Consider the following 23,148-nt stretch of genomic DNA (forward strand, 5'->3'; position numbering starts at 1 on the left):
CTCACCGGTGGCGGCGAAGCCAAGGCCGGGCGCGCCACCTCGCCCCTCCCCCCCTCGCAGGACAGCGAAACCGGGGACTCGATCGAGCAAACAGCGCGCATGATCGAGCAGATGCAAAAAGAGCAGCAGCATCTGCTGGCCATGATCCGCCATGAACTGGCCGCGCTGCCGCCACCGCAACCGCGTGACAAGGCTGAGACCGCCCAGGCACGGGCCGAAGAAGAACACCGCCGCCAACTGACCAAGCTGCTGGCCGAAATCGAAAAGCGCATCAACGAAGAAAACGCCCGCCCCAAGAAGCGCTACCTCAGCCCGGCCACCATGAAATCGGCCGATGCGCTGTACTACAGTGCCTTCCGCACCCGCGTGGAGCGCGCTGGCACCGAGCACTTCCCCATCGTCAACGGCCAAAAGCTCTACGGCGAGCTCGTCATGGAAACATGGCTGAACCGTCAGGGCAAGGTCGTTGACGCCATCATCACCCGCAGCTCCGGCAACAAGCTGCTCGACAAGCGGGCGCGCGCCATCGTGATGCTGGCCGGGCCCTTTGGCGGCGTCCCGACCGAGGTGATGGCCGGCCGAGACCTGCTGCTGATTTCGTCCAGATTCCGCTTCACCCGAGAAGCAGGCATGGAAGCCACCACTTCCACCGAAGTGCCGTTGTCTGCCCAGCCCAAGCCCTGATTGATGTGCACTGACATGACCACCGCGGACCGCTACGCCGTCGCGGGCAACCCGGTTGAACACAGCCGCTCGCCCCTCATCCACGCCCAATTCGCCCAGCAAACCGGCCAGTCGGTTGACTACGGTCGTCTGCTGTGCCCGCTGGACGCCTTCAAGCCGCACATTCGCGCCTTTGCCGAGCAAGGCGCCAAGGGCTGCAACGTCACGGTGCCCTTCAAGTTCGAAGCCTTTGAGTTGGCCACCCACCGCACCCCGCGCGCCGAACTGGCTCAGGCGGCCAACACCTTGCGTTTTGACGCCGAGGGCTGGCTGGCCGACAACACCGACGGCGTGGGCCTGGTGCGCGACATCACGGTCAACGCAGGCGTGCCACTGGCAGGACAACGCGTGCTGCTGCTGGGTGCCGGTGGCGCCAGCGCCGGCGTACTGGGCCCCCTGATCGAAGCGTGTCCCGCTGAAATCGTGGTGGCCAACCGCACCGTGGCCAAAGCAGCGGAGCTGGTGCAGCGTCACGCCGACTGGGCTGCGCAGCACGGCGTCACCCTGCTGGCACGCGGACTGGATCTGCCCGGCACCGCCTTTGATGTCTTCATCAACGGGACCGCCGCCAGCCTGTCTGGCTGTGGCATCCCGGTCGGCGCCGAGGTGCTAAAACCAGGGTGCCTGGCCCTGGACATGATGTACGGCCCCGCCGCACAAGCCTTCCTGGATTGGGCTCGCGCCCATGGCGCCATCGGCCGCGATGGTCTGGGCATGCTGGTGGAGCAAGCCGCCGAGAGCTTCGCGCTGTGGCGCGGCGTTCGCCCTGACACCGCCCCCGTGCTGGCCCACATGCGTGCGCTGGTGGACGGCTCTCAGCCCCACTGACCGACGCTGGTGCTCCCCATGATGTTGTCCAAGCGCACCTTCTGGCGCCTCCTCGTGCTGCTCATCCTGAGCGGCGTAAGCTTGCAGTTGTACTTTCTGCTGCGCATCGCCGCGATGACGGTGCTCGCTCCGCAATCCACGGCGTTCCAGCGCAGCGAAATCCGACGGATCGTAGGCGAGCAGGGGCAACTTGCCTGGAGCCAATCCTGGCGAGACGATGGCGACATCGCCAACAACCTGAGGCGCGCGGTGATCGCCTCAGAAGATGCCAACTTTGTAGATCACCCCGGCGTTGAGTGGGACGCGCTGGAAAACGCCTGGCGCAAGAACAGCCAGGCCAAGGAGCGGGCGCAAAAAGCGCAGGCGGCCATTCAGGCCCGGTACGAACGCGCCGTAGAACGGGCCAAGAAGCGCGGACGCACGCCGCCACCGCCCCCCTCGGTCACCCCAGCCACGCCCAAGATCATTGGCGGCTCCACCATCACTCAGCAACTGGCCAAGAACCTGTTTCTGAGCAGTGAGCGCAGCCTGCTGCGCAAGGGTCAGGAATTTGCCATCACCTTCATGCTGGAAGGCCTGTTGAGCAAGGAACGCATCCTGGACATCTACCTCAACAACGTGGAGTGGGGCGAAGGTGTGTTCGGCGCCCAAGCGGCCGCCCAGCATTACTTCCACGTGGATGCGGCGCAGCTGAGCGGCATCCAGGCAGCGCGCCTGGCCGTCATGCTGCCGGCCCCGAAGCGGTTTGAAAAACAGCCCGGATCAGGCTACATCCAGAGCCGCTCGGCGGTCATTGCGGCCCGCATGGGGGCCGTCGAGCTGCCCTGACGGGCAGCCCATCGCCTCTCAGCGACGGGACGAAGCTGTCCCGGTGCCGCCCAGCAAGGTTGCGACCTTGCGCTTGGGCTTGATGAAGCGAGACAGACCCGCGCCTTGCGATGAGGGCATCGGTGCGGCCTCTTTCTTGTCCCAATCTGCGGGCTCGGCCGACAAGTCAGCCTCGTAAGGCTTGTCAAAGAAGGGATCCACCGGAGCCTGGCGACGCACCGGCGCGTACGCGCGCGGCGCACCACCCTCGCTCGGGCGGTCGTCGTCCTGGCGACGCTCGCGGCGGTAGCCATCGCTGCGCTCCCCACGATCACCCCGATCGCTGCGGCCATAGCGGCGCTCCAGCTCGAAGGGCTCCACGTCGGGCTTTTTCTTGATGAGCTTTTCAATGTCGCCCATCAGCTTGCCGTCATGGCCCGTCACCAGCGACACAGCCAAACCACTGGCGCCCGCGCGGCCGGTCCGGCCAATGCGGTGCACATAGTCTTCCGCGTTGAAGGGAATGTCGAAGTTGAACACTGCGGGCAGTGCCGCGATGTCGATGCCGCGTGCCGCCACATCGGTGGCCACCAGCACTTCCACTTCGCCCTTCTTGAAGGCTTCCAGTGACTTCAGGCGCTCGTCTTGCGACTTGTCGCCGTGCAGGGCCGCGGTCTTCAGGCCATCGCGCTCGAACGCACGCGCCAGGCGGCTGGCACCCAGCTTGGAATTGACGAACACGATGCACTGCTTGATGTCGCGATCACGGATGATCTGACGGATCACGGCACGCTTGTCGTCTTCGTCAACCTTGTAGAAGCGCTGCTCCACGGTCGAGGCCGTGGCGTTGGGACGCGCCACCTCCACCAGCACCGGGTCTTGCAGGTAGCTGCCGGCCAGCTTCTTGATCTCGGGCGAGAACGTGGCCGAGAACAGCAGGGTCTGGCGCTGCTTGGGCAGGTAGCTCAGAATGCGTTGCAGGTCAGGCAGGAAGCCGATGTCCAGCATGCGGTCGGCTTCGTCCAGCACCACATACTCGACTTGCGACAGGTTGCAGTTCTTGGCTTCGATGTGGTCCAGCAGACGGCCTGGCGTAGCGATCAGGACTTCCACCCCGCCTTTCAGCTCGGCGGTCTGGGGCTTCATGTCCATGCCCCCAAACACCACGGCCACGCGCAGATTGGTCTGCTTGGCATAGGCCTTGACATTGTTGGCGACCTGATCGGCCAACTCACGTGTGGGCGCCAGCACCACGGCACGCACCGGGTGACGGGCCGGCGACATGCTGGCGTTTTCGTGCTTCAGCATCTTCTGAAGCAAGGGAATCGAGAAAGCGGCGGTTTTACCGGTACCGGTCTGCGCCGCCCCCATCACATCTCGCCCGGCCAGCACGACCGGAATGGCCTTGGCCTGGATGGGCGTCATGTGGGCATAGCCCTGCACCTCGATGGCACGCAGGAGCTTGGCGTCGAGGGGAAGTGTGTCGAAACGAGCAGGCGCTTCGGGAGCCGCGGCGCTCTGGCCGGCGGCATCAGCGGCGTCGGCCGCAGAGGGGGTAATTGAATTCATCAGGGCCGGATTATCCGCTTGTTGCCGCTTTTTTGCGCAGTTTTTCCCCCAGAAACAAGGCAGAAAGACTCAGAAGGTGTACCCGACCTGGGTTTGTGCCCCGCCATTGGCCGCCTCAGCCTGCTCCAGCAGACGCGACAGCGGCCCCAGCCCCTGGTAGCGTGCGCACACACGGTGGGCATAGGTCCACACACGGGGGATGTCATCCAGGTACTGCTGCTTGCCATCGCGCAGGGCCAGTCGCGCAAAAATGCCCAGCACCTTCAGGTGACGTTGCAGCCCCATCCACTCAAAGTCACGCCAGAAATCGCCAAAGTCCTCCGGCACCGGTAATCCAGCCTTGCGCGCCTTTTCCCAGAAACGCACGGCGTAATCGATCTGCACATCCTCATCCCACATCACATAGGCATCGCGCAGCAGGGACACGAGGTCATAAGTGATGGGGCCCCAGACCGCATCCTGGAAGTCGATCACACCGAGGCGGGCCTTGGGGTCGGCCGGATGGGCCATCAGGTTGCGCGAGTGGTAGTCGCGGTGCACCAGCACGCTGGGCTGCGACAGGACCTTGGACTTGATCAGCGCAAACGCGTTGCTGAGCATGGTTTGCTGATCGGGCGTCAGGGTCAGTCCGCGCAACTTCGTCAGATACCACTCGGGCAGCAAGTCCATTTCGCGCTGCAGCAAGGCGTCGTCATAGGGCTTGAGCTGTTCGGCAGCGGGGATCTTCTGGATGCGCACCAGCTCGTCCAGCGCTTCGTTGTAGCGCGCGCGGTTGCCCGTCGCATAGGGCTGATCCGGCGTCAGCGTGGACAGCAGCGTGTGCGCCCCCAGATCCGACAGCAGCATGAAGCCCTGCACTTCATCCCATTCCAGGATGTGCGGCACCCCCACCTGGCCGGCCTCCAGCAAGCGCGCCACCTGCACAAAGGGTTTGCAATCTTCCTGTGCGGGCGGGGCATCCATGATGATGAGCGAGCCTTGCGCGCCATCCACCCGGAAGTAGCGACGGAAGCTGGCATCGGCGCTGGCCGAGCGCACCGTCTCCGGCTGCAAGCCATGGCGGGCAGCCTGATCCTGCCACCAGGCGGCAAAAGCGGCCTGGCGAGCCGGATCGGTCCAATGAATGGCCGAATTCAGGTTAGGCTGAGAAGAATCTGGAACAGAAGCGGTCGACACGTCGGACATGGATGATCCCGCAGGCGGGCAACATGAAATAATGCGTCGATTTTAGGCAAGGCCGGCTCGTGGTGGCGCAGGCGGAGCCTGAGCCTTCTCTGCGCCGCAAAAAAACTCACCGTGACCCGACCCTTGGCCCGCACACTTTTCTGCCTCAACGCCCGCTGGACACCTGTCGCTTTGGCCGCTGGCTTCTTGGTCAGTCAACTGGCCTGGACGCCTACGCCGGCCCACGCCCAGGGCACTGCCCCATTCGCGCTGCCAGGCGTCGTCACAGGAGGCAAAGCTGGCGAACAGCCCATTTATTTTGAAGCAGACCACCTGGAGGGTGAAGCCGGCGAGCGCACCCGCGCCACTGGCAAGGTGAAGCTGCAACAAGGCGATCTGACACTCAAGGCCGATGAGTTGACCCACACGCAGGGCGACAACACGGCACGCGCGCTGGGCCACGTCCGCATCACGCGCCAGGGCAACATCTTCGTCGGCCCCGAGTTGTTCATGCAGCTGGATCGACTGGAAGGCCAGTTCATTCGTCCGCAGTTCTGGTTCGCGCGGACCCAGGCAGGCGGTCGTGCCGATCTGGTGGAATTCCTGGGCGAGAACCGCCTTCGTGCCACCAACACCAGTTACAGCAGCTGCACACCCGAGAACACAGCGGACGGCCAACCCGGTGAGCCCGACTGGTCACTGCGCACCACCGAAGTCGACATGGACTTCGCCGCCAACGAAGGGCGGGCCAAGAATGCCGTCGTGTGGTTCAAAGGCGTGCCCATCCTGGCCGCCCCGTCGCTGACTTTCCCCTTGAGCGACGCCCGGAAATCTGGCCTGCTGCCGCCGAGCTTCTACTTCGACAGCAAGAGCGGTTTCGAATTTGCCCAGCCTTATTACTGGAACATTTCGCCCGATCAGGACGCCACGATTGCCCCCACGCTGTCGAGCCGCCGCGGCGTGGGCTTGGACCTCGAGTACCGCTATCTGGCCGAGCACGACGCCGGCACCATCAACCTGTTCGGCTTGCCGGATGACCGCGTGGCAGGCCGCTCGCGCGGCATGGTGGACATCAGTCACAAAGGCTCCTTGCGTCAAGGCACGCTGTCCGAAACCAGTTATTCGCTGCATATTTCCAGGGTGTCTGACGACGACTACTGGAAAGACTTCTCGCACGACCTGCCCTCCAAGACGCCGCGCCTGTACGACAGCAACGCACGCATTGAGCGTGTCCTCAATGAACGCAACTGGGGCCTGGGCGACAGCCAGACCACGCTGTACGGCGCTGTCCAGACCTGGCAAACGCTCAAAGATCTGGCGCCCCCCAGCGACCCGACACTCAGCAGCATCGACACGCCCTACCGTCGCACCCCGCAACTGGGCGTGATGAGCCGCAGCGGCAATGACCGTGGGCTGATCTGGCAACTGCAAGGCGAATTCAACCGGTTCACCAATGCAGATCAGGACAAAGTCTCGGGCAACCGCGTGCACGCCTCAGGCCGCATCTCGCGCATGTTCGAACTGGGTGGCCTGACCTTGACGCCCGCGCTGTCGGCCCAATCGGTTCACTACGATCTGGACCAATCACTGAGCAACGGCAGCAAATCCGCAAGCCGCACCATCCCGACTTTCAGTCTGGATGCCAGCATGGCCTTCGAACGCAACGTCAACCTGTTTGACCGCGACCTGATCCAGACGCTGGAACCACGCATCCAGTACGTGCGCACGCCGTACAAGAACCAAAGTATCCTGCCCCTGTTTGACAGCGCGCCACGCGACTTCAACCAGTACGCCATCTACAGCGAAAACGCCTTCACCGGTGTGGATCGCGTGTCCGACGCCAACCAGGTCACACTGGGTGCCACGACCCGCATGCTCGACGCCCGCACCGGCGCCGAAGCCCTGCGCCTGGGGGTGATCCAGAAGCTGCTGCTCTCGGACCAGCGCATCAACCCCAACGGCACCGAGCCCATCACCCAGCGCCTGTCCGACATGCTTTTGCTGGGCTCCACCTCAGTGGTGCCCAACTGGTACATGGACGGCACCACGCAGCTGGGTGCGCAAAACCACCACATGCAGCAGGCCACGATCGGGGTGCGCTACTCGCCAGGTGCGTGGCGCACCATCGGCGCCACCTATCGCTATACCCGCGACAGCAGCGAGCAGATCGAACTGGGCTGGCAATGGCCGTTCGCAGGACGTGCCCCGGACGTGCAGCAGATGATGAATCTGGCCTCGTCGCCCGACCTGAATGCGTCTGCGCAAAAAGCAGCCCCTGCCGCCAACAGTTGCGGCGGAGCCTGGTACAGCGTGGGCCGCCTGACCTACAGTCTGCGCGACGAACGCCTGATCAACACACTGGCCGGTGTCGAATACGACGCGGGCTGCTGGATTGGCCGCTTCGTGCTGGAACGGGTCGCCGTGGGTCAAACCAAAGCCACCAGCCGCCTGATGTTCCAGCTGGAACTGATCGGCCTGTCACGCCTTGCGCTGGGCTCCAACCCCCTGCGCACATTGAAGGACAATATCCCAGGCTACAAACTGCTGCGCGACAGCAGCATGCCTGTGGTCAACCGCACCTCGCCATTCCCTGAAGATGATTGATCTTTTCTCGATGCCCCGCATGCGCCCCCTGGTGCATGGCCTGTGCCTGAGCCTGGTGCTCGGCAGCCTGACGCCGGCCTGGGCACAACTGCGCAGCAAAGATGCCCCCACGGTCAACCCACGCATTCCAGTCGTGGGCAACCTCAGCACCGAGCTGAAGATCGAGGGCATGCAGATCACCTCGGATTACATCGTCGCGGTTGTCAACCAGGAGTTGATCACCCACACGGATGTCGAAAAGCGCATCAGCCGCATCCAGGAAACTGCGCCAGCCGGCACCCGCCTGCCGCCGCCCGATGAATTGCGCCAGCAAGTGCTGGATGCGTTGATTGATGAAAAGGTGCAAGTCTCTCAGGCCCGCACCCTGGGCATGGCGGTCTCTGACGCCGAAGTCGACACGGCCATCGAAAACATCGCGGCACAAAACCAGCTGACTCTGGCCGAGTTGCGCCAGCGAATGCAAGCTGACGGCCTGGATTTCGGACGCTACCGCACCAGCCTGCGCGAGCAAATCCTGCTGCAACGTCTGCGTGATCGCGAAGTCAACGGTCGCATCCAGGTCACCGACGCCGACATTGACGCGTTCATCGCCAGCGACCCTGCAGCCAAGAACGAGGTACAGCTCAACTTGGCACACATCCTGGTCGCGGTCCCTGAAAAGGCCACACAAAAGCAGGTGGCCGCGTTGCTGGCCAAGGCACAGGACCTGCATGAGAAAGCCTCTCGCGGCGTGAACTTCACCCAACTGGTGAAGGACAACTCTGACGATCCCGGCACCCGCGACCAAGGTGGCGGCGTCGGCATGCGTCCCGTCTCTCGCCTGCCCGACATCTTCGTGAAGGCCGTAGACGGTCTGAAGGTGGGTGGCATCGCCCCCATCGTGCGCTCCAACGCCGGCTTCCACATCGTCAAGGTGCTGGAACGCGAAGACAGCGCGCAAGCCACCTATACCCAGCAGCGTGCCCGTCACATCCTGCTGCGCACCACGCCCCAAACCAGCACCCAGGACCAACTGGCGCGCATGGCCGACATCCGCAAACAAATCGTCGGTGGTCAAGCCAGCTTTGCGCAGATGGCACGCCAGTACTCCGAGGACGGCAGCGGCGCACGTGGCGGCGATCTGGGCTGGGCTTCTCCAGGCCAATTCGTGCCGGAATTCGAAAAGGTGCTGCTGACGCTGCAACCCGGCCAGATCTCTGAGCCGATGGTCAGCCGTTATGGCGTCCACCTGATCCAGTTGATCGAACGGCGCGAGGTGCAACTCAGCGACGAGCAAAAGCGCGAAGCCGCTCGTGCCGTCCTGCGTGAGCGCCGTTTTGAGGGCACCTACGAAGAGTGGGCACGCGAGCTGCGTGCGGCAGCCTGGATCGAGATGCGCGATGAGCCTTGATCCTCGCAAGAAGCCCGCTCGCCCGGGCGGCAAACGCCCGGTCCAAGGTGGCGGCGGCCACGTCGCTCGCAAACGTTTTGGCCAGAACTTCCTGGTCGACCACGGGGTCATTGACGAGATCGTGCGCGCGATTGCACCACGTCCCGGCGAATCCCTTGTCGAGATTGGCCCCGGCCTCGGGGCGCTGACCAATCCGGTAGTTGAACGCAGCGAGCGCCTGACCGTGGTCGAGCTCGACCGCGATCTGGCTGCACGCCTGCGCAAGCGCAGCGAGCTCAACGTGATCGAGTCCGATGTCCTCAAGGTGGACTTCGCGCAACTCGCCACCGATGCGGGCCAGAAGCTGCGCCTCATCGGCAATCTGCCCTACAACATCTCCAGCCCCATCCTTTTTCACCTGCTGCCCGTTGCCGACCACGTGCTCGACCAGCACTTCATGCTGCAAAAGGAAGTGGTGGACCGCATGGTGGCCTCGCCCGGCAACAAGGACTACAGCCGCTTGAGCGTGATGCTGCAATGGCGCTACGACATGGAAAACGTCGTGGCCGTGCCGCCTGAATCGTTCGACCCGCCGCCCAAAGTGGACTCGGCCGTGGTGCGCATGGTGCCCCTGCCCAATCCGCCGCAGGTGGACCTGGCCGTGTTTGAAAAGATGGTGGCCGTGGCCTTCTCGCAGCGCCGCAAGATCTTGCGCCACACGCTGGGCGCCTGGATCACAGAGCACGGCCTGAGCACCGACTTCGATCTGCAACGCCGCGCCGAAGAAGTGCCCGTGGCGGAATACGTCGCGCTGGCCGCGATGGTGAAGGCGGCCTGATCCACGCTGCGCCCTGACGCCGCGCTCGCTACACTGAGCCCCATGCAGATCTACCTTGTTGGCGGGGCCGTACGTGACGGCCTGCTGGGCATCCGTGGCAGCGACCGGGACTGGGTCGTCGTGGGCAGCACGCCCGAGGCGATGGTGGCTGCCGGCTACCGCCCGGTCGGCAAAGACTTTCCTGTCTTTCTTCACCCACAGACCGGTGAAGAATACGCGCTGGCGCGCACCGAGCGCAAAAGCGGCCATGGCTACCATGGCTTTCAGATTTACGCCTCGCCCGACGTCACGCTGGAAGAGGACCTGATCCGCCGTGACCTGACCATCAACGCCATGGCGCAGGCGGCCGACGGGCAACTCATCGACCCGCACGGCGGCCAGCGGGACCTGACCGCGCGCGTGCTGCGCCACGTGTCGCCCTCGTTTGCCGAGGACCCGGTGCGCATCCTGCGTCTGGCCCGCTTTGCGGCACGCTTTCACACCTTCAGCGTGGCCGATGACACCCAGACCCTGATGCGCCAAATGGTGGCCGACGGCGAAGTCGACCACCTGGTACCCGAGCGTGTGTGGCAAGAGCTCGCACGGGGACTGATGGAGGCACAGCCCTCGCGCATGTTTGAGGTGCTGCGTGCGTGTGGCGCCTTGGCCAGATTGCTCCCTGAAGTCCATGCCTTGTGGGGGGTGCCCCAACGTGCGGAGTACCACCCCGAAGTCGACACGGGGGTGCACCTCATGATGGTGCTGGACATGGCCGCCCACCTGCAAGCGCCGCTGACGGTGCGCTACGCCTGCCTGGGGCACGACCTGGGCAAAGCCACCACGCCGGCAGACGTTCTGCCTCGACACATCGGGCACGAAGGGCGCAGCGCACAGTTGCTCAAGAAGCTGAACGATCGCCTGCGCATCCCCAACGATTGCCGCGAACTGGCCGATGTGGTCGCCCGGGAACACGGCAACATCCACCGCAGCGGCGAGCTGAATGCAGCCGCCGTGCTGCGTTTGCTCGAACGCTGCGATGCCATCCGCAAGCCGCAACGCTTTGAGGAAGTCTTGCTCGCCTGCGAATGCGATGCGCGGGGACGACTTGGCTTTGAGGACCGTCCCTACCCGCCGCGAGCACGTCTGCAGCAGGCCTTGCGCCTGGCGCTGTCGGTAGACACCGCGAGCGTCTCTGCGGCGGCCATTGCTGCAGGCCAAAAAGGTCCGGCCATTGGGCAAGCCGTGGCGCGCGCGCGCGAGGACGCCCTGTCTGCCCTGCCGCCTGGGCCCTGATCTCTCCCTAGGTTTTCCCTCATTCCTGGCTTTCGGTCAACTTGTGGTTGGCGCTGCGGCCTAGACTGAACGGATGAGTTCTTCCTCCGTCCCCTCCAATGCATCGACCATCAGCCTGGGCCCCCTGCTGCAAGGCGTTCGGCGACTTGTCCAAAGCGACCTGTCCCACACGCTCAAGGGCTTGGCTCGGCTGATCTTCACCAAGCCTGATCGCATTGGCTCCATCGGCAAAACGCTGGCCGATCAGGCCGCTCGCTTCCCGGATCGACCTGCACTGGCTTTCGAGGGGCGGCAATGGACATACCGTGAACTCAATGAATGGGCCAATCAATGTGCCTGGGCGCTCGACGCGGCCGGCATCCGCAGCGGAGACTCGGTGGGCATCTTGCTCGACAACCGGCCCGAAGTGCTCGTGTTTGTGCTCGGCATCGTCAAATTGGGCGCCATCGCCACGCTCATCAACAACCAGCAGAGGGGAGAGGCGCTGACACACAGCTTGCGCATCACCCGCCCTCGCCTCACCCTCGTTGGGCAGGAATGCTTGCCGGCACTCATGAGTCTTGCTGAGGACGAACGGGGCACCTTGTGTGAGCAATGGTGGTGGGATGGCGAATCAACACCCCCTGTCGGACTGGTTGATGCCCGCGCACAGTTGTCACACGCTGCCACAAACAATCCCCCGCACACCGACCTGATCCGACTGCATCAGCCCTGCTTCCACATCTTCACATCTGGGACAACCGGGCTGCCCAAGGCATCGGTGATGTCGCACTACCGGTGGCATCGCTGCCTGGCCGGCCTGGGTGGACTGGGCCTGCGACTGCGCCCGGATGACGTGCTGTATTGCCCCCTTCCGCTTTATCACAACAACGCGCTCACGGTGTCCTGGGGCGCCGCCATGGGCGCTGGCGCCTGCCTGGCCCTGGCGCGCAAGTTCAGCGCATCAGGCTTCTGGTCGGATGTGCAGCGGCATCGTGCCACCGCGTTTTGCTACATCGGGGAGTTGTGTCGCTACCTGCTCAACCAGCCTCCATCCGCAAGCGACCGGAACCACTCGATCAAGCGCATGATCGGCAATGGCCTGCGCCCGGAGATTTGGGACGCGTTCAGCCAGCGATTCGGCATCGAGCATGTTGCCGAGTTCTACACCGCCAGTGAATGCAATGTGGCTTTCATCAACGTGTTTGGGCTCCCCAAAACCACGGGACTGTGCCCCCTGTCCTACGCAGTCGTGGAGGTCGACCAGGAGACGGAGCAAGCACATCGGGGCGACAAGGGGCACATGCAGCGGGTGGACAAAGGACGCAGCGGATTGCTGCTCACGGAGATCACCAACCGTGCGCCACTGGACGGCTATACCGACAGCAAATCCACGGATGCCAAGATCTTGCGGGATGTGTTCAGCAAGGGTGACGCGTGGTTCAACACCGGCGATCTGGTGCGAGACCAGGGCTGGCACCACATTCAGTTTGTGGATCGCTTGGGCGACACGTTCCGCTGGAAGGGTGAAAACGTCGCAACGACCGAGGTGGAGGGCGTCCTAGCGCACCTACCGCAAATCGAGGAGGCGGTGGTGTATGGCGTAGAGGTACCCGGAGCAGACGGGCGCGCGGGCATGGCGGCCATCAGTCTGAAATCTAAGTCACTGGATGGAGCGGCACTGGCTCAACAGTTGCGCCAACAGCTACCTCGCTATGCCGTGCCCCTATTTTTGCGTGTGCGCGGCCAACAAGATGTCACCGTCACATTCAAGTACAGCAAAGTGGCACTCAAGAGAGAGGCTTACAACCCTGGCGTCATCAACGACGCCCTGTTCGTTCTGAGTCCTGAGGGCTACGTCCCCATGACAGCTGCGCGGTGGCAGGCTTTGTCCGAGGGCACCCATCGGTTCGAATGATCACACACGGGAGGGAAACCCGGTGGGCCAAAAGCCCCCGGCGCCCGGGCAAGGCGCAGGGGGAAAACTTGGCAACGTAGAGAGAGACTTGCTACAGATCAGTCAGCCTGACGACGCAGGAAGGCAGGGATCTCGATCTCGTCCATGCCGTTGCTCTGCAGTGCGTCCACCTTTGCGGCGGCTTGGGTACGACCGCTGCGCCACACGCTGGGGGTGTTCAAGCCGCTGAAGTCATTGCCGACGCCGGCACGACCCATGGTCAGACCAGGCACTTGATGCGCAGGGTGAGCTTGTGCAACAGGATCGGTCAACACGGGGATGTTGTCGGTACCGGTGCGAGCAAACACTTGCTGCGCGGGCACGCTGTGCACCACGGTCATCGGTGCTTGTTGGCGCTTGGCGCCAGCCAGGCCTGTCGCGATCACGGTGACACGCAGTTGGTCGCCCAGGCTCTCGTCATACGCGGTACCAAAGATCACGTGAGCGTCTTCGGCGGCGTAAGGGCGAATGCGGTTCATCACGGTACGCGACTCGGCCAGCTTGAAGGTGGACTTCGAGGCGGCGATCAGAACCAGCACGCCACGCGCGCCCGACAGGTCGATGCCTTCCAGCAGCGGGCAAGCCACAGCGGCCTCGGCAGCCTTGGTGGCACGGTCAGGGCCGCCAGCGGTGGCGGTGCCCATCATGGCCTTGCCAGGTTCGCTCATGACGGTCTTCACGTCCTGGAAGTCCACGTTCACCAGGCCGGGAATGTGAATGATGTCGGAGATGCCGCCCACAGCGTGCTTCAGCACGTCGTTGGCCTTGCCGAACGCTTCTTCCTGGGTCACGTCGTCGCCCAGCACTTCCAGCAGCTTCTCGTTGAGGACCACGATCAGCGAGTCCACATTGGCTTCCAGCTCGGCCAAGCCGGCATCAGCCTGCTTGGTGCGGCGGTTGCCTTCGAATTCGAAAGGCTTGGTGACCACGCCCACGGTCAGGATGCCCATGTCCTTGGCCACCTTGGCGATGACCGGTGCAGCGCCTGTGCCGGTGCCACCACCCATGCCAGCGGTGATGAACACCATGTGCGCGCCCTCAAGGGACTCGCGGATCTGGCTTTCGGCTTCTTCAGCAGCAGCCTTGCCCACTTCAGGCTTGGCGCCAGCGCCCAGGCCGGAATTGCCCAGTTGCAGGTGGACCTCGGCGCTGGAACGGTTCAGAGCCTGGGAATCGGTGTTGGCGCAGATGAACTGCACGCCTTGCACCCCCTCGGAGATCATGTGCTCGACAGCGTTACCACCGCCACCGCCCACGCCGATCACCTTGATCTGAGTGCCCGCGTCGAAGTTTTCGATCATCTCGATTGGCATGTCTTACCTCTCTCTTATTAAGCAGTTGCCTGTAGAAATTGGATCCAAGTCCAGGTTTTTAGAAATTGCCCACAAACCAATCGCGGACACGACCGAACAAGGTCTGAACCGACCCTGCCTGTTGCGCCGCTTTCATCCCGCGCGTACGCGCGAGTCTTGCCTCTTCCAGCAAGCCCATGACGGTGGCCGACCGAGGGCTGGCCACCATGTCGTGGAGGGGGCCCGAGTACAAGGGCGTCCCCTTGCGCACGGGCTTGAGGAAAATGTCTTCGGCCAGTTCGACCATGCCGGGCATGACCGCTGAGCCACCCGTCAGGACAATGCCCGACGACAACAGTTCCTCGTAACCGGATTCGCGGATCACTTGGTGAACCAGCGAGAAAATCTCTTCGACGCGCGGCTCGATCACACCGGCCAGAGCCTGACGCGAGAGCATGCGCGGTGCGCGATCACCCAGACCGGGCACTTCGACATGTTCGTTGGGATCAGCCAGCAATTGCTTGGCCACGCCGTAATCCACCTTGATGTCTTCTGCGTCCTTGGTCGGGGTGCGCAAAGCCATCGCAATATCGCTGGTGATCAGGTCACCGGCAATAGGGATCACTGCGGTGTGTCGCACGGCGCCATCGGTGAAGATGGACACATCGGTCGTCCCGGCCCCAATGTCCACGAGGGCCACACCCAGCGACTTCTCGTCTTCGGTCAGGACTGCGGCGCTGGAGGCGCTTGGATTGAGCACCAACTGCTCGGCTTCCAGGCCGCAACGACGCACGCATTTCACGATGTTTTCCGCGGCACTTTGTGCACCGGTCACGATGTGGACTTTGACCTCCAGGCGACCGCCGCTCATGCCAATCGGCTCTTTGACCTCATGTCCATCAATGATGAACTCCTGAGGCTCAACCAGCAAGAGTCTTTGGTCGTTCGGGATGTTGATGGCCTTTGCGGTTTCCACCACACGCTGCACATCAATGGGCGCCACCTCCTTGTCCCGGACGATGACCATGCCCGTGCTGTTCTGACCGCGGATGTGGCTGCCGGTGATGCCGGTCCACACGCGGCTGATCTTGCAGTCGGCCATCAACTCGGCCTCTTTCAGGGCCTGTTGAATGGACTGCACGGTGGCGTCGATGTTGACCACCACACCGCGCTTGAGGCCGTGGCTGGGCGCCATGCCCAGGCCGGCAATCCGCAGGTCGCCACCGGGCATGACCTCGGCCACGACCGCCATCACCTTGGCGGTGCCGATGTCGAGTCCGACGACCAGATCCTTGTATTCCTTGGCCATGGTGTGTGTTGCGTTATCGGGTTGAAGACTGAGTGGGTTTGGATTTGCCGTTGGGGACATTCAAGGTCGTCAGACCTCTCATCTTCACGGCATACCCTTCCGGATATCGAAGATCGGCGTACGACAGCGGGGCTGCGTACTGCCTTTGCAATTGGGGCAAGGTGTGCACGAAGCGTGCCGTGCGGACCAGCACCTCTTCTTCGCCCCCCCGGCCGAGTTCGATGACGGCGTCGTTGTCCAGCACAACCGACCACGAGCCTCGCTCGGTGAGCTTGAGGGTTTCGATGTCGCCCAGGGGTTTGAGCACCGGGGTCAGGCGATGCAGCATGTTGAGCATCAGCGCCGCGTCACGCGACTCCGGATTGGTCGGCGCCTCCAGCGTGGGCAGGTGCTCGTCTTCGACATCCCCCAGGTTGGCATCGAACACTTCACCAAAGGTGTTGACCAGTTGGTCGTCACGGTCCTCGTGGTGCCAGTAGGCGGCCGGGCGATGCTCTTCGAGCACCACACGCAACTCGTTGGGCCACACGCGGCGCACCACGGCCTTGCGAACCCATGGCACAGACTCAAACACATCGCGCGCACGGCTCAGGTCGACACTGAAGAAGCCGCCATCCATGCGGGGCACGATGTTGGCACGGACGGTGGCCACGTTGTTGCGTGACAGGTCGCCCTCCAGCTGCACTCGCTGCAGGTTGAAATACGGCAGACGGGTCAGCTTGGACAAGCCCGACGCGATCAGCATGCACACCACCACCCCCACCAGCGCGAGCGCGGCCGCGTTCATCCAGCGGATGTCTTGCGGCACCTCGCTGGTTGAGCGGTATTGGTTGAGGGCGGCGGCGGCCAGCATGGCGGGCTTTCAGTCCTTGTGGGTTCAGGCTTGTGCATCCAGGCTGGCAGCGGCCAGCAGGTGCACACACAGTTGTTCGTAGCTCAAGCCCGCTACCTTGGCCGACATGGGTACCAGCGAGTGGCTGGTCATGCCGGGCGAGGTGTTGATCTCAAGCAGGAAGGGTTGACGGTCGCTCTTGCGGATCATGACGTCGGCGCGGGCCCAACCGCGGCAGCCCAGCGTCTTGAACGCGCGCACGACTTCGCGCTGGATTTCGGCCTCTTCGGCCGCATCCAGACCGCTCGGGCACAGGTAGCGCACGTCGTCGGTGAAGTACTTGTTCTGGTAGTCGTAGTTGCCGTCCGGCGCCTGAATGCGGATCACCGGCAGAGCCTGAGCCTGGCCCTCTACAATCAGCACAGGGCACGTGGTTTCCTCGCCATCGATGAACTGCTCGCACAGCACTTCCGGATCATGCTGCGCGGCCGCTGCGTAGGCTGCGGCGCACTGCGACACGTCCGTCACCTTGGTCAGACCAATGGACGAGCCTTCACGCGCCGGCTTGACGATCATGGGGGCGCCCAGTGCCACCAGTGCCTGCTCGCACTCATGTGCGCTCGACACCATCCGCCAGTCGGGAGTGGGCAAGCCTTCAAAGCGCCAGATGCGCTTGGTCATGATCTTGTCCATGGCAATGGACGAGGCCATGACGCCCGAGCCGGTGTATGGGATCTTGAGCAGTTCCAAGGCCCCTTGCACCGTGCCGTCTTCCCCGCCACGGCCGTGCAGCGCGATGAAGCAGCGATCCACGCCTTCGGCCTTCAGCTCTTGCAGCGGGCGCTCGGCTGGATCAAAAGCAAAGGCATTCACGCCTTGCGATTGCAGGGCCTTGAGCACGCCTGCGCCCGACATCAACGACACATCGCGCTCGGCAGACGAACCACCAAACAGCACGGCCACCTTGCCCAGGTCGGCCGGATTCACTGCAGGGGCCTTGAGGGAAACGGTGCTCATGATCAGTTCTTGTCCTTCAACAGTTCAGCGGTCTTGGCGGCCACGGTACCAATCGAGCCGGCACCCATGCAGATGACGACATCGCCGCCTCGCGCGTTGGCGGCAATGGCCTGAGGCAGCTCGGCCACGTCGTCCACAAAGACGGGTTCGACCTTGCCCGACACGCGCACTGCACGGGTCAGGGCGCGGCCATCGGCGGCCACGATGGGTGCCTCGCCTGCGGCGTAGACCTCGGTCAGCAACACGGCATCGGCCGTGCCCAGGACCTTCACGAAATCTTCAAAACAGTCGCGCGTGCGGGTGAAGCGGTGCGGTTGGAAGGCCAGCATCAGGCGTTGGCCCGGGAAGGCGCCTCGCGCCGCGCTGATGACAGCCGCCATCTCGACAGGGTGATGGCCGTAGTCGTCGATCAGCGTGAATCGGCCACCATCTGCAGCCGCGTGATCGCCATAACGCTGGAAGCGACGGCCCACACCCGTGAACGCACCCAGCGCACGGATGATGGGCTCATCGGGCAATTCGATCTCGGTGGCGACGGCAATCGCAGCCAGGGCGTTGAGCACGTTGTGCACGCCCGGCAGGTTCAGGGTCACGGTGATGTCGGGCATCACGGTGCCATTGCGACGCTGCACATCAAAGCGCATCTGACCGCCAGGCAAGGCCTCGACGTTGACGGCGCGCACCTGCGCGTCTTCACCAAACCCATAGGTGATAACCGGACGCGAGACCATCGGAATGATGGAGCGCACACCGGGATCGTCTGCGCACAGGATGGCCGAGCCGTAAAACGGCATGCGGTGCAAGAAGTCGATGAAGGCCTGCTTCAGCTTGGCAAAGTCATGGCCATAGGTGTCCATGTGGTCGGCATCGATGTTGGTCACCACCGACAACACGGGCATCAGGTTCAGGAAGGAGGCATCCGACTCGTCGGCCTCCACCACGATGAACTCACCCTTGCCCAGGGCCGAGTTGGCTCCGGCGCTGTGCAGCTTGCCGCCGATCACGAAGGTGGGGTCCACGCCCGCTTCGGTCAGGATGGCGGTCACGAGCGAGGTGGTCGTAGTCTTGCCATGGGTTCCGGCGATGGCAATGCCCTTGCGCAGGCGCATCAACTCGGCCAGCATCACCGCACGCGGCACCACCGGGATGCGCTTGGCGCGTGCCGCGATGACTTCCGGGTTGTCGCCCTTCACGGCCGTGGAGGTCACGACCGCTTCCGCACCTTCAATATGTGCGGCGTCATGACCCACATGCACTTGGATGCCCAGCGAGGCCAGACGACGCGAGGTCGCGCTGTCCGCCTGATCAGAGCCCGACACGACATAGCCCAGGTTGTGCAGGATTTCGGCGATGCCGCTCATGCCGGCCCCACCGATGCCCACGAAATGAATGCGCTTGACCGCGTGCTTCATGCCGACGCTCCCTTGGATGCTGGCAGCACCTGTTGCTCGATGGCATCGGCCACAGCGGCCGCGGCTTGCAAGCGACCCAGCTTGCGTGCCCGACGAGCCATGACCAGCAGGTCATTCCGGTTCATGGCTTGCAGACGCGCAGCCAGCGACTCGGCGTTGAGCTCGGCCTGCGGCAGATGCACGGCTGCACCATGCTGATCCATGTACTCGGCGTTGTCGCGCTGATGAGCGGTGGTCGAAACCACCAGCGGAATCAGGATGCTGGGCACCCCCGCCGCGCACAGTTCGCTGACGGTGATCGCCCCGGCGCGGCAGATGATGACATCGCACTCGGCCAGGCGCTTGGCCATGTTGTTGATGAAGGGCAGGACTTCTGCGTCCTTGGCCGGATCCAGCCCGGCCTTGACGTAGTCTGCCTTCACTTCGGCGAAGTTGGCCATGCCCGTCTGATGCGTGATGCGTGGACGCTGGTCCGCGGTCAGACGCGCCAGCGCTTGCGGCACGGCATCGTTCAAGGCTTTGGCGCCCAGACTGCCCCCCACCACGAGGATGCGCAGCGGACCTTCACGGTCGGCAAAACGCTGATCGGGCGGCGCAATGGCTTCGATCTCGGCACGCACAGGGTTGCCCGTGACGCGTGCGACGCTGCGCTGCGCAGCCGCACCATCAAATCCGCAAGCCAGCACATCGGTGATGGGCAGCAGGGCCTTGTTGCTCAGCAACAAGGCGGCGTCGGCATTGACCATGATCAGCGGCAGCCCACGCAGCTTGGCCATCAGCCCGCCGGGGAAACACACATAGCCACCCATGCCCAGCACCGCCGTGGCTTGGCGCTTGCGCAGGATGGACAAGCACTCGGCAAAGCTCTTGACCAGCTTGAGCGCGCCTTGCAGGCCGCCCTTGAAGCCTTTGCCACGCAGGCCTGAGAAGGTGATCTTGTCCAGCTCGATGCCGGCGGGCGGCACCAGGCGGTTTTCCATGCCGTTCTCGGTGCCCAGCCAACTCACGGTCCAGCCACGGCGCTTCATGTCTTCGGCCACAGCCAGACCGGGCATGATGTGCCCGCCCGTACCCGCAGCCATGATCACGAGGTGACGAGGTGTGGTGCTCATACGCGACCTCCTCGCATCAGTTGTCGGTTTTCCATGTCCACTCGCAGGCAGATCGCCAGGGCAATGCAGTTGAGCATCACGCCGGATCCACCAAAACTCATCAAAGGCAAAGTCAGGCCCTTCGTGGGCAACACACCCAGGTTCACGCCCATGTTGATGAAGCTCTGACCACCCATCCACACCGCCACGCCTTGCGCGACCAGCCCCGAAAACACCCGGTCCAGCGCAATGGCTTGCCGACCAATGTTGAACAGACGTACCACCAGCCAGAAGAAGGTCAGGATGACGATGGCCACGCCCACGAAGCCCAGCTCTTCGCCAATCACGGCCAGCAGAAAATCGGTGTGGGCTTCGGGCAGGTAATGCAGCTTTTCCAGGCTGGAGCCCAGGCCTTCGCCAAAGATTTCGCCACGGCCGAACGCGATCAGCGAGTGCGTCAGCTGATAGGCCTTGCCCAGTGCGTTGTGCTCAGACCAGGGGTCAAGGTAGGCGAAGATGCGCTCGCGGCGCCAGGGGCTCAGGGTGATCATCAGCACGAACGCGCCCAGCAGCACCGCTGTGATCAGGAAGAACATCCGGCCATTGACGCCACCCAGAAACAGAATCGCCATGGCAATCGTGGCGATCACCATGAAAGCGCCCATGTCGGGCTCTGCCAGCAAAAGCAACCCCACCACGCCGACCGCAACGGCCATGGGAGCCACCGCACGGAAGAAGTGCTCTTTGACTTCCATCTTGCGGACCATGTAGTCGGAGGCATACAGCACGATGGCCAGCTTGGCCAGCTCAGAGGGCTGGAAGTTCATGAAGCCCAGTGGCAGCCAGCGCCGCGCGCCGTACACGACTTTGCCCACGTGCGGGATCAACACCAGCACCAGCAGCACGAGGGAGGCCACAAACAGCCAAGGCGCCATGCGCTCCCAACTGGACATCGGCACCTGTGTCATCACTGCCGCCACAGCAACTGCCATGGCAATGGCGATCATGTGCCGCTGGAAGAAGAAGGTCGGTGTGTAATTGGCAAACCGGGGGCTGTCCGGCAAAGCGATCGTCGCCGAATAGACCATCACCAGCCCCATCAGCAAAAGCGCCAGCGTGACCCAGACCAAGGGCTGATCGAACCCCATCAACCGCGATGGTTGCCCTGAGTTCACGTTGACGAAATCGCGGACCGGCAACACGCCCACCCCTTCGGCCTGGGCGTGACCGAGCCGAGCGCGCACGGCACTCAGCACAGCCGACAACCAGGAACGACGGGGGGAATCGGTCATGCCATTTCTCCACGGTCGATCGCCAGCTCGCGCACGGTGTCCACGAACACTTGGGCGCGATGAGCGTAATTGCGGAACATGTCCAGGCTGGCGCAAGCCGGGCTCAACAGCACGGCATCCCCGGCTTGCGCCTGTTCAAATGCCCAGCGGGTGGCGCCTTCCAGACTGTCGTGTGCGCACAGTGTCAGGGCGTCACCCGAAGGCGTGGTCACCCCTGCCAGCACGGCGCCAATGGCTTGTGCGTCGCGGCCAATCAAGGCCACCGCGCGGGCAAACCGGCTCACGGGTTCGGCCAGCGGCGCAAAGTCCTGCCCCTTGCCGTCGCCACCCAAAATCACCACCAGCTTGCCGGGCGACAGATCGGCACCCAGACCGAGCAAGGCGGCCACCGTCGCGCCCACATTGGTACCCTTGGAGTCGTCGATGGCATCGATGCCCGTCACGGTGGCCACGTGTTCGACGCGATGCGGCTCGCCGCGGTATTCCCGCAAGCCGTGCAGCATGGGCGCCAGGGGGCAGCCGATCGCGGTGGCCAAAGCCAGCGCAGCCAGCGCGTTCGACGCATTGTGACGACCACGGATGCGCAGCGCATCGGCGGGCATCAGGCGCTGCAGGATGATCTCTTCTTCCGGCTCGCCCTTCTTGCGCTTGATGGTGGGATCGGCTTCGCGGGCACGCACCAGCCAGGCCATGCCCGACTCGGTGACCAAGCCGAAATCACCCGGGTGACGCGGTGCGTCCAGCCCGAAACGCACCACGCGGCGGTGCACCAGTTTGGCCGGACGGCCGCGCACGCCAGACTTGATCACCTCGGGTGGCGGCACCATGGCTTCCACCTCGGCATCGTCACGGTTGATGACCATCACCGCGTTCTTGCCATAGATGCGAGCCTTGGCTGCAGCATAAGCGGCCATCGAACCATGCCAGTCCAAGTGATCCTGCGTGATGTTGAGCACCACCGAGGCGTCGGGATCGAAGTTGCTGACACCATCCAGCTGGAAGCTCGACAGCTCCAGCACCCACGCATCGGGCAGCACCTCGAACACGGGGGCAGCAGGCGGCGGTGGAGCCAGTTCAATCAAGGGGGCATCGGCATCGTCGGCCAGCGTCACGGCGACATCCTGGGGCGCCACATCGTCTTCACCGCCCTGCGGGGCGTCGGCCACGTCCGCCAACTCGCCATCGTCCGTCAGAGGTGACACAGCGGCTGCCGTGACGACGGGCGCCATGCCCTCGGCTTCGCACGGCAAGAGCGCCGCGTCTTCATGCGCCTCACGCACGGGCTCCGCATCGAGTGCCACACGCAAGGTATCGAGCAATGTCGGACCGATGTTGCCCGCGAGCCCCACGCGCAGTCCCGCACGCTCAATCAGTTGCGCGGTCAGCGACGTGGTGGTCGTTTTGCCATTCGTGCCCGTGATGGCCACCACCTTCGGTGCATAGCCCAGATCGGTCTTCAGGTCGGCCAACGCCGATGCAAACAAGGCCAGCTCACCGCGCACAGGGATGCCCAAGGCGTCAGCCTGAGCCGTCAATGCGGCAACATCAGGCGCATTGGGCATCAGACCCGGGCTCTTCAGCACCAGGTTAACCCCCTCAAGCAAGGCCACATCCAGACCGTGATGCAGTGTGGCGTACGGCACATCGGCGGCCAGGGTGGCGGCCTGAGGCGGATGGGCCCGTGTGTCGGCCACGCGCACCTGCGCCCCACAGCGCGCACACCAGCGTGCCATGGCCAAGCCCGAGTCACCCAGACCCAGGATCAGCACGGTGAGGTTGTGAAGGTCATGCAT

At 63.7% G+C, this 23,148-nt stretch carries 18 protein-coding genes; 8 read left to right on the top strand and 10 right to left on the bottom strand.

The annotated features are described in order from the left end of the window. The 3 genes from ACOYNB_RS12990 to ACOYNB_RS13000 form a co-directional block, all read left to right on the top strand. Nucleotides 1-684: energy transducer TonB (locus ACOYNB_RS12990; RefSeq protein ID WP_422839444.1), on the top strand; the 684-nt coding region annotated here is incomplete at its 5' end. A gap of 15 nt (nt 685-699) precedes the next feature. After that, the gene (gene aroE / locus ACOYNB_RS12995; protein ID WP_422839445.1) at nt 700-1,551 is read left to right on the top strand and encodes a shikimate dehydrogenase; all 852 of its coding nucleotides are present in this window, start codon (nt 700-702) and stop codon (nt 1,549-1,551) included. A gap of 18 nt (nt 1,552-1,569) precedes the next feature. Further along, the gene (locus ACOYNB_RS13000; RefSeq protein WP_422839446.1) at nt 1,570-2,379 is read left to right on the top strand and encodes a transglycosylase domain-containing protein; all 810 of its coding nucleotides are present in this window, start codon (nt 1,570-1,572) and stop codon (nt 2,377-2,379) included. A gap of 18 nt (nt 2,380-2,397) precedes the next feature. Here the strand turns inward: ACOYNB_RS13000 and ACOYNB_RS13005 are convergent, their stop codons facing one another. Then, a complete protein-coding gene (locus tag ACOYNB_RS13005) occupies nt 2,398-3,927 on the bottom strand; it encodes a DEAD/DEAH box helicase (RefSeq protein ID WP_422839447.1) in 1,530 nt (509 codons plus the stop codon). A 69-nt stretch (nt 3,928-3,996) separates the two neighbouring features. Then, nucleotides 3,997-5,112, bottom strand: coding sequence for an aminoglycoside phosphotransferase family protein (locus ACOYNB_RS13010; protein ID WP_422839448.1), 1,116 nt, complete (start codon nt 5,110-5,112; stop codon nt 3,997-3,999). Nucleotides 5,113-5,235: 123 nt separating this feature from the next. On the opposite strand from ACOYNB_RS13010, the gene ACOYNB_RS13015 reads away from it, so the two are divergent. The 5 genes from ACOYNB_RS13015 to ACOYNB_RS13035 all read left to right on the top strand — a co-directional run bounded on the left by ACOYNB_RS13015 (nt 5,236) and on the right by ACOYNB_RS13035 (nt 13,071). Beyond that, nucleotides 5,236-7,695 (top strand): LPS-assembly protein LptD, encoded by a 2,460-nt coding sequence (locus ACOYNB_RS13015; RefSeq protein ID WP_422839449.1) that lies wholly within the window; start codon nt 5,236-5,238, stop codon nt 7,693-7,695. Next, nucleotides 7,688-9,085: a peptidylprolyl isomerase gene (locus tag ACOYNB_RS13020; protein WP_422839450.1), complete on the top strand. Its 1,398-nt coding sequence runs from the start codon at nt 7,688-7,690 to the stop codon at nt 9,083-9,085. The genes ACOYNB_RS13015 and ACOYNB_RS13020 overlap by 8 nt, the downstream gene beginning before the upstream one ends. Further along, a complete protein-coding gene (gene rsmA / locus ACOYNB_RS13025; RefSeq protein ID WP_422839451.1) occupies nt 9,075-9,902 on the top strand; it encodes a 16S rRNA (adenine(1518)-N(6)/adenine(1519)-N(6))-dimethyltransferase RsmA in 828 nt (275 codons plus the stop codon). The genes ACOYNB_RS13020 and rsmA overlap by 11 nt, the downstream gene beginning before the upstream one ends. A 42-nt stretch (nt 9,903-9,944) precedes the next feature. After that, on the top strand, nt 9,945-11,174 hold the full coding sequence (locus ACOYNB_RS13030; protein ID WP_422839452.1) for a multifunctional CCA addition/repair protein: 1,230 nt from the start codon (nt 9,945-9,947) through the stop codon (nt 11,172-11,174). 73 nt (nt 11,175-11,247) lie between these two features. Further along, nucleotides 11,248-13,071, top strand: coding sequence for a long-chain-acyl-CoA synthetase (locus tag ACOYNB_RS13035; protein WP_422839453.1), 1,824 nt, complete (start codon nt 11,248-11,250; stop codon nt 13,069-13,071). Between the two features lie 98 nt (nt 13,072-13,169). On the opposite strand, the gene ftsZ is transcribed toward ACOYNB_RS13035, so the two are convergent. Genes ftsZ through murD form a run of 8 tightly spaced genes read right to left on the bottom strand, consistent with a single transcriptional unit; the run spans nt 13,170 to nt 23,148 of the window. Further along, nucleotides 13,170-14,423 (bottom strand): cell division protein FtsZ, encoded by a 1,254-nt coding sequence (ftsZ, locus tag ACOYNB_RS13040; RefSeq protein WP_422839454.1) that lies wholly within the window; start codon nt 14,421-14,423, stop codon nt 13,170-13,172. A 58-nt stretch (nt 14,424-14,481) separates the two neighbouring features. Continuing rightward, a complete protein-coding gene (gene ftsA / locus ACOYNB_RS13045; protein WP_374257505.1) occupies nt 14,482-15,711 on the bottom strand; it encodes a cell division protein FtsA in 1,230 nt (409 codons plus the stop codon). A gap of 13 nt (nt 15,712-15,724) precedes the next feature. Continuing rightward, nucleotides 15,725-16,564 (bottom strand): cell division protein FtsQ/DivIB, encoded by an 840-nt coding sequence (locus ACOYNB_RS13050; protein WP_422839455.1) that lies wholly within the window; start codon nt 16,562-16,564, stop codon nt 15,725-15,727. Between the two features lie 24 nt (nt 16,565-16,588). Next, entirely contained in the window at nt 16,589-17,560 is a 972-nt protein-coding gene (locus ACOYNB_RS13055) for a D-alanine--D-alanine ligase (protein WP_422839456.1), read from the bottom strand. A gap of 2 nt (nt 17,561-17,562) precedes the next feature. Next, nucleotides 17,563-18,972, bottom strand: coding sequence for a UDP-N-acetylmuramate--L-alanine ligase (gene murC, locus ACOYNB_RS13060; protein WP_422839457.1), 1,410 nt, complete (start codon nt 18,970-18,972; stop codon nt 17,563-17,565). After that, nucleotides 18,969-20,084: an undecaprenyldiphospho-muramoylpentapeptide beta-N-acetylglucosaminyltransferase gene (gene murG, locus ACOYNB_RS13065; protein WP_422839458.1), complete on the bottom strand. Its 1,116-nt coding sequence runs from the start codon at nt 20,082-20,084 to the stop codon at nt 18,969-18,971. Before murG ends, murC begins: the two co-directional genes overlap by 4 nt. Continuing rightward, a complete protein-coding gene (gene ftsW, locus ACOYNB_RS13070) occupies nt 20,081-21,355 on the bottom strand; it encodes a putative lipid II flippase FtsW (protein WP_422839459.1) in 1,275 nt (424 codons plus the stop codon). Before ftsW ends, murG begins: the two co-directional genes overlap by 4 nt. Continuing rightward, a complete protein-coding gene (murD, locus tag ACOYNB_RS13075) occupies nt 21,352-23,148 on the bottom strand; it encodes a UDP-N-acetylmuramoyl-L-alanine--D-glutamate ligase (RefSeq protein WP_422839460.1) in 1,797 nt (598 codons plus the stop codon). The genes ftsW and murD overlap by 4 nt, the downstream gene beginning before the upstream one ends.

The organism is Aquabacterium sp. (assembly GCF_049317225.1).
In the GTDB taxonomy this organism is placed as follows: domain Bacteria; phylum Pseudomonadota; class Gammaproteobacteria; order Burkholderiales; family Burkholderiaceae_C; genus Aquabacterium.